The organism is Kitasatospora sp. NPDC059462, from assembly GCF_042749955.1.
In the GTDB taxonomy this organism is placed as follows: Bacteria; Actinomycetota; Actinomycetes; order Streptomycetales; family Streptomycetaceae; genus Kitasatospora.
The window spans coordinates 45,546-57,622 of record NZ_JBHYUU010000034.1 but is presented as its reverse complement, the minus strand read 5'-3'; the positions used below and the strand labels follow the sequence as shown (position 1 = coordinate 57,622).

Annotated in this window: 10 protein-coding genes and 1 pseudogene; 7 read left to right on the top strand and 4 right to left on the bottom strand. The window is 76.4% G+C overall.

Annotated elements, in window-relative coordinates; all coding sequences use genetic code 11:
• Both ACFXAM_RS12440 and ACFXAM_RS12435 read right to left on the bottom strand, forming a co-directional pair.
• Positions 1–1,904: pseudogene (locus tag ACFXAM_RS12440) on the bottom strand (hypothetical protein); the annotation flags it as partial.
• Positions 1,905–2,009: 105 nt separating this feature from the next.
• Positions 2,010–2,369, bottom strand: a complete 360-nt coding sequence (locus ACFXAM_RS12435) for a hypothetical protein (RefSeq protein ID WP_380290204.1) — start codon at positions 2,367–2,369, stop codon at positions 2,010–2,012.
• 293 nt (positions 2,370–2,662) lie between these two features.
• Between ACFXAM_RS12435 and ACFXAM_RS12430 the strand changes: the two genes are divergently transcribed.
• On the top strand, positions 2,663–3,490 hold the full coding sequence (locus ACFXAM_RS12430; protein ID WP_380290211.1) for a hypothetical protein: 828 nt from the start codon (positions 2,663–2,665) through the stop codon (positions 3,488–3,490).
• Positions 3,491–3,534: 44 nt separating this feature from the next.
• Here ACFXAM_RS12430 and ACFXAM_RS12425 read toward each other — a convergent pair whose 3' ends face one another.
• Both ACFXAM_RS12425 and ACFXAM_RS12420 read right to left on the bottom strand, forming a co-directional pair.
• Positions 3,535–4,704, bottom strand: coding sequence for an NADH-quinone oxidoreductase subunit D (locus tag ACFXAM_RS12425; protein ID WP_380290202.1), 1,170 nt, complete (start codon positions 4,702–4,704; stop codon positions 3,535–3,537).
• Positions 4,701–5,756, bottom strand: coding sequence for an SAM-dependent methyltransferase (locus ACFXAM_RS12420; RefSeq protein ID WP_380290200.1), 1,056 nt, complete (start codon positions 5,754–5,756; stop codon positions 4,701–4,703). Before ACFXAM_RS12420 ends, ACFXAM_RS12425 begins: the two co-directional genes overlap by 4 nt.
• A 175-nt stretch (positions 5,757–5,931) precedes the next feature.
• Here ACFXAM_RS12420 and ACFXAM_RS12415 point away from each other — a divergent pair, with 175 nt between their 5' ends.
• The 6 genes from ACFXAM_RS12415 to ACFXAM_RS12390 all read left to right on the top strand — a co-directional run bounded on the left by ACFXAM_RS12415 (position 5,932) and on the right by ACFXAM_RS12390 (position 12,077).
• A complete protein-coding gene (locus ACFXAM_RS12415; protein WP_380290209.1) occupies positions 5,932–7,128 on the top strand; it encodes a sensor histidine kinase in 1,197 nt (398 codons plus the stop codon).
• Positions 7,129–7,219: 91 nt separating this feature from the next.
• Positions 7,220–7,912 carry a response regulator gene (locus ACFXAM_RS12410; RefSeq protein ID WP_380290198.1) on the top strand — a complete coding sequence of 231 codons (693 nt, stop codon included), beginning with the start codon at positions 7,220–7,222 and terminating at the stop codon, positions 7,910–7,912.
• Positions 7,913–8,032: 120 nt separating this feature from the next.
• Positions 8,033–8,968 (top strand): Rossmann-like and DUF2520 domain-containing protein, encoded by a 936-nt coding sequence (locus tag ACFXAM_RS12405; RefSeq protein ID WP_380290196.1) that lies wholly within the window; start codon positions 8,033–8,035, stop codon positions 8,966–8,968.
• Positions 8,968–9,873: a pantoate--beta-alanine ligase gene (gene panC / locus ACFXAM_RS12400; RefSeq protein ID WP_380290194.1), complete on the top strand. Its 906-nt coding sequence runs from the start codon at positions 8,968–8,970 to the stop codon at positions 9,871–9,873. Before ACFXAM_RS12405 ends, panC begins: the two co-directional genes overlap by 1 nt.
• A 62-nt stretch (positions 9,874–9,935) precedes the next feature.
• The gene (gene panD / locus ACFXAM_RS12395) at positions 9,936–10,385 is read left to right on the top strand and encodes an aspartate 1-decarboxylase (protein ID WP_380290192.1); all 450 of its coding nucleotides are present in this window, start codon (positions 9,936–9,938) and stop codon (positions 10,383–10,385) included.
• 15 nt (positions 10,386–10,400) lie between these two features.
• Positions 10,401–12,077: an L-aspartate oxidase gene (locus ACFXAM_RS12390; RefSeq protein ID WP_380290190.1), complete on the top strand. Its 1,677-nt coding sequence runs from the start codon at positions 10,401–10,403 to the stop codon at positions 12,075–12,077.

The window sequence follows — 12,077 nt, the reverse complement described above, 5'->3', positions numbered from 1 at the left end:
CCCACGGCCAGCGGTCCGGGCCCGACCGGGCCGCCGCCACCGGCGCCCGGCGGCGCCGTGAACGGCGCGGCGTAGGAGCCGGGGTGGGCGGTGACGTGCGGCGCGGGCGTCCAGCCGCCCGCCGCCGGAGCCGGCCCGGGGGCGGTGGCGGGCGCCGGGGCCGGGGCCGCGAGGTCGTGGCCGGTGACGGGCGGGGGCGCGGGTGGCGCGAGCACCGAGTCGGTCCGCACGGTCACCGGACCCGCGGCGTACCCCCCACCACCGCCCCCGCCGGGCGACGGACCCGGCGCGGGCGAGGGCGCGGGCGCGGCGGCCGGCGGCAGCAGGTAGTCGCCGTCGGCCGCGCGGGGGTGCCCGGGCGAGCCGGTCGAACCGCCGCCGCCCGCTCCCCCGCCCCCGCCCCCGTCGGCGTGGTGGACGGGGGTCGGCCCGGGCCCGGCCGGAGCCCTGTCCCCGCCGCCACCACCGCCACCACCGCCACCGGAGGAACCCCCGGACCCACCCGCCGGGGCGTCCGCGAAGCCCTCCGGCCCCGGCCGGGGCCCGTGCCCGCCCGGACCGGGAGCGGTCACGCCGTCCTCGTCGCCCGGACCGCCGCCGGACGCCCCCGGGGCCCCGGCCCCGAGCACCGCGTCCACTCCGGCCGCCACCGCCGTCACCGGCCCGCCCCCGCCGGCCCCGCGCCCGTGGCCGTGGCCCTCGCCGTCCGCCCCGTCGTCCTGCGCACCGCCGGCGCCGTCACCACCGCCGGCGCCGTGGCCGTGCCGCCCGTCCCCCTCCCCCGGTCCGGGCGGCGGCCCGGGGAGCGGTCCCGACGGCGAGCCCGCCAGCGGCACCCCGGTGATCTCCCGGCCGTCCTGGCCGGTCAGCACCGGCTGCCCGTCCCTGCCCAGCACCGGCTGCCCGTGCTCGTCCAGCTTCACGGCCAGGTTCTCCACCCCGACCACCGGCCGGCCGTCCGCCCCGGGCACGACGACCAGCCCCCCGGCGTCCGCCACCGGAGTGCCGTCGGCCCGCACGATGACCGGCTCACCGTGCTCGTCCAGCACCGGCCGCCCGGCCTCGTCCAGCTTCACGGCCAGCCCGGGCACGCCCACCACCGGCCGGCCGTCCTGCCCCGGCACCACGGTCAGCCCCGTCCCGCCGGGGCCGCCGAGCACCCCCGGCTCGCCGAGCACGGCGGGCAGCCCGGCGGCCACCGGGTCGAAGGCCCCGGCGGCGCCGCCCGGGTACCCGGCCGCCCGCACACCGTCGGCGCCGGGCGGCGCCAGCCGCAGCAGCGCGACCACGGCCGGCTCCCGCAGCGCGGTGCCCAGGCCGTCCTTCATCGCCCGGCCGAGTTCGTCGAGCAGTCCGCCGATCCTCAGCCCGGCGGCCTCGACGGCGGCGGCCGCCACCGCCCGCGCCGTCCGTTCGGCGACCGCGTCGACGCTCTGCCGCACCGCGTCGAACACGCCGCCCGGCACCGGCCCCGGCACCGGCGTCGCCCGGGACGCCGCCGCGGCCCGGGCCCGGGCCACCGCCTCCTCGGCCTGCTCCAGTTCGGCGGCCAGCTCGTTGAGGGCGGCGACGATGTCGGCCTTGGCGGAGTCGACGGCGCGGGCGGCCGCGTCGAAGGCGCCGGCGACCAGCCCGGCGGCGGCGTGCGCGTCGTCCAGGTGCCCCTTGCCGCCGCCGCGGAACGCCTGCCAGTAGGTGGCGAAGGCCTCGACGGCGCGGCCCGAGTTGTCCCCGGTGACGCGCCGCACGGCGTCGCCGCCGCGCCCGGCCAGCCGGTCCGCCTCGGTGCCGAACTCGCGCCAGAGGCCCGCCGCCCTGCGCAGCCCCTCCTCGTCGGCCAGCGGCCACCGGTGGCCGGTCCGGACCAGCACCGGGACGAGTTCCTCGGGCAGTTTCCGGGACACGTGTCTCCCCCTTCGACGGACAGGCCCTGCGCTACCGGGCGGCGCACCGCCCCGGGGGAAGGACGCGCGCCGGGCCCCGAACGGTGCGCGCGTCCACCACCGGCGTCAGGCCGACCGGTCCTTGCCGGTGCCGCGCCCGCCCGGCGCACCGCCGGCGAAGCCGCTCGCCGCCGAGGTGTCGGCGTCGGCGGTCCGCTCGGCCATGCCGTGCAGACCCGTGCCGACCGTCCCGAGCCGCCCGGCCAGCCCGCGCAGCCCGCCCACCAGAGCGCCGTGCGCCTCCCGGTACGCGGCGGCGAACCCGCTGCCCGGGGCGTCCGCGCCCCACGGGCTGCCCAGGGCGGCGAGCCCCTGCTCCAGGGCGGTGGCGGCCTTCCCGAAGTCCGCCGAGATCCGCTCGAACTCCCGCCCCTCGCCGTGCAGTTCCCACGGCTTGATGACGAACTCGCTGCTGCCACCGGCCATCGCGGACCTCCCCGTGTGCTGGACCGGCAGCCATCCTAGGGCCGCCCGCGGCCCCGCCCGGCGTGCGCCGACGGGCCCTTCACCCCGCCTTCACCGCGGCCCCGCACCCACCGCGGCCGGGCGCCGGGCGGTGAACTCCTCGTGGACCCGGTGGCCACGATCGGTCCGCCACCGCGCGAAGGCTCTACCCTTGCCGAGTGGCAGCAGCAGACACGTCCCAGCACAGCAGCAGCACCTCCCAGGGCAAGAAGGCCAAGCGGAAGGCCGGCACCCCGGCCGCCGTCGACCTCGCGATGCCGGTCCTCCGCTCCGAGCTCCGCCCCGAGGTGCCGCTCGACTTCCCGCGTGCCTGGGTCGAGTTCACCGACCCGGACGACGGGGAGCAGGTCTTCCGCTGCGACCTGACCTGGCTGACCTCCCGCTGGTCGTGCATCTTCGGCCAGGGCTGCCAGGGCATCCGCGAGGGCCGGGGCGAGTCCGACGGCTGCTGCACGCTGGGCGCGCACTACTCGGACGAGGACGACGAGAAGCGCGTCACCGGCCACGCGGCCCGGCTGACCCCCGAGCTGTGGGAGAACCACGCGCACGGCACCGACGCCAAGGGCCGGATCAGGACCGACGGCGGCATCACGATGTTCGACGAGGACGGCGACCGCCAGACCCGGCGGGTCAACGGCGCCTGCATCTTCGTGAACAGCCCCGGCTTCGCCGGCGGCGCGGGCTGCGCCCTGCACGCGCTCGCGCTCAAGGAGGGCCGCGAGCCGCTGGAGACCAAGCCGGACGTCTGCTGGCAGCTGCCGGTGCGCCGCACCTACGACTGGATCGACCGCCCGGACGACACCCGCTACCTCCAGGTCACCATCGGCGAGTACGACCGGCGCGGCTGGGGCCCCGGCGGCCACGACCTGCACTGGTGGTGCACCGGCAGCCCGGACGCCCACCAGGGCGCCGACCCGGTCTACGTCAGCTACCGCCCGGAGCTCACCGAGCTGATGGGCCCGGCCGCGTACCGGGTGCTGGCCGGGCTCTGCGAGGAGCGGATCGCCACCAAGGGCGACCGGAAGGTGGCCCCGCACCCGGCCGACCCGGCGAAGAAGCCCAGGACGCCGAAGAACGCGTAGCGCCGAGGGGGCGGGCGGCTACCCGCCCGCCCCCTCGTCCGTCCTCACTTGTCGATGTCGCCGACGACGAAGAACATCGAGCCCAGGATCGCCACCATGTCGGCGACCAGCGTCCCCGGCAGCAGCTCGGTGAGCGCCTGGATGTTGTTGAACGACGCCGAGCGCAGCTTGAGCCGCCACGGCGTCTTGTCGCCGCGCGACACCAGGTAGTAGCCGTTGACGCCGAGCGGGTTCTCCGTCCAGGCGTAGGTGCTGCCCTCGGGGGCCTTGAGCACCTTGGGCAGCCGCAGGTTGACCGGCCCGGGGGCGAGCCCGGCCAGCTTGTCCAGGCAGGCGTCGGCGAGGTCCAGCGCGTTGACCGTCTGCTCCAGCAGGCACTCGAAGCGGGCCAGGCAGTCGCCCTCCTCGCGGGTGACCACGGTGAGCACCCGCCGCAGCTCCTCGGAGCCGTACGCGAGGTAGGGCTCGTCGCGGCGCAGGTCGAAGTCCAGGCCGCTGGCCCGGGCGATCGGGCCGCTGACGCCGTACGCCTGGGCCTGCGCCTTCGTGAGCACGCCGACCCCGGCCGTGCGGGCGCGGAAGATCTCGTTGCCCAGCACCAGTTCCTCGAAGACCGGCAGCTGGGAGCGGACCACGGCGACGGCGGCGCGGACCCGGCCGAGCCAGCCGGCCGGGAGGTCCTCCTTCAGGCCGCCGACCCGGTTGAACATGTAGTGCATCCGGCCGCCGGAGGCCTCCTCCAGCACGTGCTGGAGGTCCTCGCGGCCGGTGAAGGCGTGGAAGATCGGGGTGATCCCGCCCAGCTCCAGCGGGTAGGAGCCGAGGAACATCAGGTGGTTGAGGACGCGGTTCAGCTCGGCCAGCAGGGTGCGGATCCACACCGCGCGCTCCGGCACCTCCATACCGAGCATCCGCTCGACGCCGAGCACCACGCCCAGCTCGTTGGAGAAGGCCGACAGCCAGTCGTGCCGGTTGGCCAGCATGATGATCTGCCGGTAGTCCCGGGCCTCGAAGAGCTTCTCGGCGCCCCGGTGCATGTAGCCGATCACCGGCTCGGCGGCGACGATGCGCTCGCCGTCCAGCACCAGCCGCAGCCGCAGCACGCCGTGGGTGGCGGGGTGCTGCGGGCCGATGTTGAGCACCATGTCGGTGGCGCCCGCCTCGCCCGTGAAGTTCTCGGCTCCCGCCCCGATGCCGACCGTGGTCTCCCTCATGGGGTGAGAGTCTGCCATCCCGGCAGCGCCTCCAGGCTCGCCGGTACCGGCATCCGGACGGTCTGCGCGAGCCAGCCGAACGCGCCGAGACCGGCCGGGTCGGTGAGCTCCGCCCCCTCGCCGGCGCCCCCGAGGGCCCGCAGGTAGCCGGCCGGGTCGGTGGAGGCGAGGGCGAGCGCCGGCCTGGCGCCGCTGACGCCGAGCGCCCGCAGCGCCTCCCGCTGCGTCGTCCACAGGCTGTGGAGACCGGGGACGGCGACGGCGTCCAGCGCGACGTGCGCGGTGACGTCGCAGGAGCCGTCGGGCACCGGAGCCACCTCGCGGCCGGACCGGAAGCCGGTGCGGGTGGGGAACGGCGGGCGGCGGGCGGCGGTGTGCCCGTAGTCGGCGGCGACGGCGAGCCCGCGCTCCAGCCCGGCCACCGCGTGCGCCCAGGCGGCGTCCCGGGGGGCGCCGAACTCGGTGAAGTCCCCGGGGCGTTCGGCCGGCCACCAGCGCGCGGCCCAGGCCGCGTCGGCGGCGTCGACCGGGGCGCCGAGCCGCTCCTCGCCGGTCGCGGTGTCCACCTCCAGGTAGCGCAGCAGCCCGTCCTCGCCGACCTCGCCGGTGTCCAGCGGCACGTTGTCCAGCCACTCGTTGGCGAACAGCAGCCCGGTGACGCCGCGCGGCACCGCGTCCGTCCACACCACCGCGTCCCACCGCCGCTCCGTCCACAGCCCTGTGGACGGAGCGGCGGGCGGCAGCGGCGGACGGTCGGCGAGCTCCACCGCGTACACCCGCAGCCGCTCCCCCACCGCCTCCGGCAGCCGGGCCAGCACCCCGGCGACCAGCTCGCCCCGCCCGGCCCCGACGTCCACGAACGCCAGCTCCTCCGGACGGCCGAGTGCCGCGTCCACCTCAAGGAGCAGCCGGGCCACCGCCCCGGCGAACAGCGGTGAGGCGTGCACCGAGGTGCGGAAGTGCCCGGCGGGGCCCTCCGGCCTGCGGTAGAAGCCGGTGTCGGGTCCGTAGAGGGCGCGCTCCGTCGCGGGCGCCCACCGCATCCAGGTCATGGGGCGGGACGCTACACACCCGGTCCGTACCCGCCCAATCCGTACGGCATCGGTACGCCCCCCTCTCCGACCTAGGGAGTAGGGCGGATCGCCCTCCCGGCGGACCTGGGAACACGCCGCACCTGCCTACGCTTGATCCGTGCATCGACTCAACGCGTGGCTCCGCCGACACCCCATGGTGGTCGACTCCGCCTGGGCCGCGCTGGTGCTCGTCCTCGGCATCCTGCCGGAGGAGGGGAGCGGCAACTACGGCTGGCGGGCCGTCGCCGGCTTCGTCGTCGCCGTCGTGCTGCCGCTGCTGATGGTCTTCCGCCGCCGCTTCCCCGACCTGACGGTGACCGCCGCGACCCTGGTCGGCCTCGGCCAGGTGGCCCTCGACGTCAACCCGGCGATCTCCAGCATCGCCTATCTGGTGTTCGCCTACACGGGCGCCGCCTTCGGCCGGCCGTGGACGTCCCGGGTGGCCCTGGCCGCCGGGCTGCTGGCCGGACCGCTGGTGTTCTGGCGGCTCCACCCGCAGAAGGCCACCCGGCTGCCCGACGGCGACATCAGCTACGTCGAGTACTCCCTCCCCGAGGCGCTGTTCTTCGCGGGCATGATGACCACCCCGTTCATCCTCTGCTGGGCGTGGGGGCGGCTGACCCGGGTCCGCCGGGCCTACCTGGTGGAGCTGGAGGACCGGGCGGCCCGGCTGGAGCGCGAGCGCGACGCCCAGGCCAAGGTGGCGGTCGCCGCCGAGCGGGCCCGGATCGCCCGCGAACTGCACGACGTGGTCGCGCACAACGTCTCGGTGATGATCGTCCAGGCCGACGGCGCCGCGTACGTGCTGGACAACTCGCCCCAGCAGGCGAAGGAGGCGCTGGGCACCATCGCCTCCACCGGCCGGCAGGCGCTGGTCGAGATGCGCCGGCTGCTCGGCGTGCTGCGCACCGCCGACACCAAGGGCGAGGAGTACGTGCCGCAGCCGGGCGTCGAGGAGCTGCCGGAGCTGCTGGACCAGGTCCGCACGGCCGGTCTCCAGGTGGACTTCGCGACCTCGGGCGACCCGCGCGAACTGCCGCGCGGCGTCGAGCTGACGGTCTACCGGATCGTCCAGGAGGCGCTGACCAACGTCCGCAAGCACGGCGGACCCGATGTGCACGCCCGGGTCGCGGTCGACTTCGGCGAGCGCGAGCTGGCCGTGCTGGTCGAGGACGACGGGCGCGGCAGCACCGACGAACAGCTGGCCGCCGGCGGCACCGACGGCCAGGGCCACGGCCTGATCGGCATGCGCGAGCGGGTCGGCATGGTCAGCGGCAGCCTCGACGTCGGGCCACGGCCCGGCGGCGGCTTCCGGATCCGCGCCGTGCTGCCGCTGAAGGCCGCCCACTGACCGCGGCCCCGGGCCCCCCGCCGGCCCGCTCCGCCCCCTGTCGCACCCCGCAGCACCCCCGCCGTTCCCCCCGAGGAGCTAGGAGCCACCCTTGACCATCCGCGTGATGCTGGTCGACGACCAGGAGCTGCTGCGTACCGGATTCCGGATGATCCTGCAGTCGCAGGGTGACATCGAGATCGCCGCCGAGGCCGGGGACGGCGCCCAGGCCCTGGAGAAGCTCCGGCACACCGCGGTGGACGTGATCCTGATGGACGTCCGGATGCCGCGGCTGGACGGCGTGCAGGCCACCCGGCAGATCTGCCTGGCCGAGGACGGCAGCCCGCTGCCCGGCGCCCCGCATGTGCTCATCCTCACCACCTTCGACCTCGACGAGTACGCCTTCGCCGCGCTCAAGGCCGGCGCCAGCGGCTTCCTGCTCAAGGACGTGCCGCCGACCGAGCTGGTGGCCGCGATCCGCGCCGTCCACGGCGGGGACGCGGTGGTCGCGCCGACCACCACCCGCCGCATGATCGACCGCTTCGCCGAGGTGCTGCCCACCCCGCAGAGCGGCCCCGGCCGCGCGGACACCCTCGGCCCGCTCACCGAGCGCGAGCGCGAGGTGTTCCTGCTGGTCGCGCAGGGCCTGTCGAACGGGGAGATCGCGGCCCGGCTGGTGCTCTCCGAGGCCACCGTGAAGACCCACGTCGGACGGATCCTGGCCAAGCTGGGCCTGCGCGACCGCGTCCAGGCCGTGGTCCTGGCCTACGAGGCGGGCCTGATCCGCGCCGGCGCCACCGACTGAGCCCGCCCCGGGCGCCGCTCGGGACCGCCCGGGCCCGCTCCCGGCCCCCGTAGAATGGGCCGGTACGTCCGGTACCCGTCGAGCGGACCGGAACGGAAAGCCCTGGACAGAGGTGGGTGCGTGAGTCAGTCCGACTACGGCGATCCGGCCCTGCCCGACGACCCCGCCGACCCCGGCAACCGCCCCGCCCGCCTCGCCGTGGGCGTGGTCGGCACCGGCCGGGTCGGCCCCGCGCTCGGCGCCGCCCTCCAGCTGGCCGGCCACAAGGTGGTCGCCGCCTCCGGGGTCTCCGCCGCCTCCCGGCGCCGCGCCGAGGCCCTGCTGCCGGGCGTGCGGGTCGTCACCCCGCCGCAGGTGCTGGCCGCCGCCGACCTCGTCCTGCTCACCGTCCCCGACGACGCGCTGGCCGACCTGGTCGCCGGCCTCGCCGCGACCGGCGCCGTCCGCCCCGGCCAGCTGCTGGTGCACACCTCGGGCGCGCACGGCGTGGCCGTGCTGGAGCCGGCCACCCGGGCCGGTGCGCTGCCGCTGGCGCTGCACCCGGCGATGACCTTCACCGGCACCTCCGTGGACCTCGCCCGCCTGGCCGGCTGCCCGTTCGGGGTGACCGCCCCCGAGGAACTGCGCCCGGTCGCCGAGGCGCTGGTGGTGGAGATGGGCGGCGAGCCCGAGTGGGTGCCGGAGGACGTCCGCCCGCGGTACCACACCGCCCTCGCGCACGGCGCCAACCACCTGGTCACCCTGGTCGCCCAGGCGATGGAGCTGCTGCGCGGGGCGGGCGTCGCCGAGCCCGGCCGGATGCTCGGCCCGCTGCTCGGCGCCGCGCTCGACAACTCGCTGCGCTCCGGCGACGCGGCCCTCACCGGCCCGGTCGCCCGGGGCGACGCCGGCACCGTGCGGCGCCACCTGGCGCAGCTCAGTACGGTGTCCCCGGACATCCCGGCCGCCTACCGGGCGATGGCCCGCGCCACCGCCCAGCGGGCCCTGGCCCACGGGACGATCGACGAGACGTCGGCGGCGGCGCTGCTGGACGTACTGAACGAGGAGAAGCAGTAATGGCACGCGGCAAGCAGCCGGGCAAGGCCCAGCGCGCCCCGAAGGTCCACCGGGCCGTGGTCACCCACACCGTCGACGACTTCGAGGCGGCCTTCTGGCCGGACGAGCAGCCGGTCGACAACGCGGTCGTGATGACGATGGGCGCCCTGCACGAGGGCCACGCCTCGCTGATCCGCGCCGCCCGCAAGCAGGTCGGCCGGGACGGCCGGGTCGCCGTCACCGTCTTCGTCAACCCGCTGCAGTTCGGCGCCGGCGAGGACCTGGAGCGCTACCCGCGCGCCCTGGACGAGGACGTGCGGCTCGCCGAGGCCAACGGCGCCGACGTGGTCTTCGCGCCGTCCGTCGACGAGGTCTACCCGAACGGCGAGCCCCAGGTGCGGCTGGCCGCCGGCCCGATGGGCGAGCGCTACGAGGGCGCCACCCGCCCCGGCCACTTCGACGGCGTGCTGACGGTGGTCGCCAAGCTGCTGCACATCACCGACCCGGACTTCGCCTTCTTCGGCGAGAAGGACGCCCAGCAGCTGGCGATCGTCCGCCGGATGGTGGCCGACCTCGACTTCGACGTCGAGGTGGTCGGCGTGCCGACCCTCCGCGAGGAGGACGGCCTGGCGCTCTCCTCCCGCAACCGCTACCTCTCGGCGGAGGAGCGCACCCGCGCCCTCGCCCTGTCCGGCGCGCTGTTCGCCGGCCGGGACGCGGCCGCGCAGGGCCCGAAGGCCGTGCGCGAGGCCGCCTCGGCCGTGCTGGACGCCGCCGAGGGCGTGGACCTCGACTACCTCGCCCTGATCGATCCGCACGACTTCACCGAAGCGCCGGACGACTTCCGGGGCGAGGCGGTGCTGGCCGTCGCCGCGAAGGTGGGCACGACCCGCCTGATCGACAACGTCCGCATCATCGTCCGGTAGTACCACCCGGTACGTCCGCAGGCAGTTCCCCAGGCATGCACTCACAGGAGGCGTGACCCGCAATGCTCCGCACCATGCTCAAGTCCAAGATCCACCGGGCCACCGTGACCCAGGCCGACCTGCACTACGTCGGCTCGGTCACGGTGGACGAGGACCTGCTCGACGCCGCCGACCTGCTCCCCGGCGAGCTGGTCCACATCGTCGACATCAACAACGGCGCCCGGCTGGAGACGTACACCATCGCCGGCCCGCGCGGCTCCGGCGTCATCGGCATCAACGGTGCCGCCGCCCGGCTGGTCCACCCCGGCGACCTCGTCATCCTGATCGCCTACGGGCAGATGGACACCGCCGAGGCCAAGGGCTACCTCCCCAAGGTCGTCTTCGTCGACGCACACAACCGGATCACCGGCACGGGCGGCGACCCGGCCGAGGCCGGGGAGGGCACCGGACTGCTGCGCGGGGACGCGGCGTACCGTGGCGACAGCGGCGCCGTCGACGCCGCCGCGCGCTAAGGAGCCGTCACCGTCATGTCCGCCGTCACGCACCGTCTCACCGCCCCCGCGCCGGGCTGGACCACCGACACCGATGTCGTCGTGGTCGGCTCCGGCGTGGCCGGGCTCACCGTCGCGCTCAACGTCCGCAAGGCCGGCCTGCGGGCCCTGGTGGTCACCAAGGCGATGCTGGACGACGGCTCCACCCGCTGGGCCCAGGGCGGCATCTCGGCCGCCCTGGGCGAGGGGGACACCCCCGAGCAGCACCTCGCCGACACCCTGGTCGCCGGCGTCGGGGTGTGCGACGAGGACGCCGTCCGCACCCTGGTCACCGAGGGCCCGGACGCGGTCCGCCGGCTGATCGCGGTCGGCGCCGCCTTCGACCGCGGCGCGGACGGCACGATCCTGCTCACCCGCGAGGGCGGCCACCACCGCAACCGGATCGCGCACGCCGGCGGGGACGCCACCGGCGCCGAGATATCCCGGGCCCTGGTCGCCGCCGTCCGGCAGGACCCCGGCGTGGAGCTCATCGAGCACGCCCTCGTCCTCGACCTGCTCACCGACGCCGACGGGCACGCCGCCGGACTGACCCTGCACGTGATGGGCGAGGGCCGGCGCGACGGCGTCGGCGCCGTCCGGGCCCGCGCCGTGGTGCTCGCCACCGGCGGCATGGGCCAGGTCTTCTCGGCCACCACCAACCCCCCGGTCTCCACCGGCGACGGCGTGGCGCTCGCGCTGCGGGCCGGCGCCGGGGTCACCGACCTGGAGTTCGTCCAGTTCCACCCCACCGTGCTCTGGCTCGGCCCGGAGGCGCACGGCCAGCAGCCGCTGATCTCCGAGGCGGTCCGCGGCGAGGGCGCCCACCTGGTCGACGCGGACGGCGTCCGCTTCATGGTCGGGCAGCACGAGCTGGCCGAGCTCGCCCCGCGCGACATCGTCACCAAGGCGATCACCCGCCGGATGCAGTTGCACGGCACCGACCACATGTACCTGGACGGACGGCACTTCGGCGCCGAGATGTGGGAGCGGCGCTTCCCGACCATCCTGGCGTCCTGCCGGGCGCACGGCATCGACCCGGTCACCGAGCCGATCCCGATCGCCCCGGCCGCCCACTACGCCTCCGGCGGGGTGCGCACCGACGTCCACGGCCGCACCTCCGTCCCCGGCCTGTACGCCTGCGGCGAGGTCGCCTGCACCGGGGTGCACGGCGCCAACCGGCTGGCCTCCAACTCGCTGCTGGAGGGCCTGGTCTTCGCCGAGCGGATCGCCGCCGGCCTGACCGCCCGGCACACGGCCGGCGACCTGCCCGAGCGCACCGTCGACGTGGCCGCCGCCCGCGCCGCCCGCCCGGTGCCGCTGCCCGCGCCCGAGGCGCGGGCCGAGATCCAGCGGCTGATGTCGCGCGGTGCGGGCGTCCTGCGCTCGGCCGCGTCGATGGCCGCCACGGCGCAGGGGCTGGCACGGCTCGCCGAGGACGCCCGCACCGACGCCGCCGAGCAGAAGCCGGCCGACCCCCGGGTGGAGACCTGGGAGGCCGCCAACCTGCTGCTGGTCGCCGACGCCCTGGTCACCGCCGCCGCGCAGCGCGAGGAGACCCGCGGCTGCCACTGGCGCGAGGACTTCCCGGAGCGGGACGACGCGCGCTGGCGACGCCACCTGATCACCACCCTCACCGCCTCCGGCGGCCCCGTCAGCACCCCCGAGGAGCAGTAA

What these genes read in the sequence shown, in the direction of transcription:
- panC (WP_380290194.1), top strand. Translation starts at nt 8,968, where the DNA reads ATGGCACGCGGCAAGCAGCCGGGCAAGGCCCAGCGCGCCCCGAAGGTC.
- ACFXAM_RS12425 (WP_380290202.1), bottom strand. Translation starts at nt 4,704, where the DNA reads ATGAGGGAGACCACGGTCGGCATCGGGGCGGGAGCCGAGAACTTCACG.
- ACFXAM_RS12430 (WP_380290211.1), top strand. Translation starts at nt 2,663, where the DNA reads ATGCCGGTCCTCCGCTCCGAGCTCCGCCCCGAGGTGCCGCTCGACTTC.
- ACFXAM_RS12420 (WP_380290200.1), bottom strand. Translation starts at nt 5,756, where the DNA reads ATGACCTGGATGCGGTGGGCGCCCGCGACGGAGCGCGCCCTCTACGGA.
- panD (WP_380290192.1), top strand. Translation starts at nt 9,936, where the DNA reads ATGCTCCGCACCATGCTCAAGTCCAAGATCCACCGGGCCACCGTGACC.
- ACFXAM_RS12390 (WP_380290190.1), top strand. Translation starts at nt 10,401, where the DNA reads ATGTCCGCCGTCACGCACCGTCTCACCGCCCCCGCGCCGGGCTGGACC.
- ACFXAM_RS12415 (WP_380290209.1), top strand. Translation starts at nt 5,932, where the DNA reads ATGGTGGTCGACTCCGCCTGGGCCGCGCTGGTGCTCGTCCTCGGCATC.
- ACFXAM_RS12435 (WP_380290204.1), bottom strand. Translation starts at nt 2,369, where the DNA reads ATGGCCGGTGGCAGCAGCGAGTTCGTCATCAAGCCGTGGGAACTGCAC.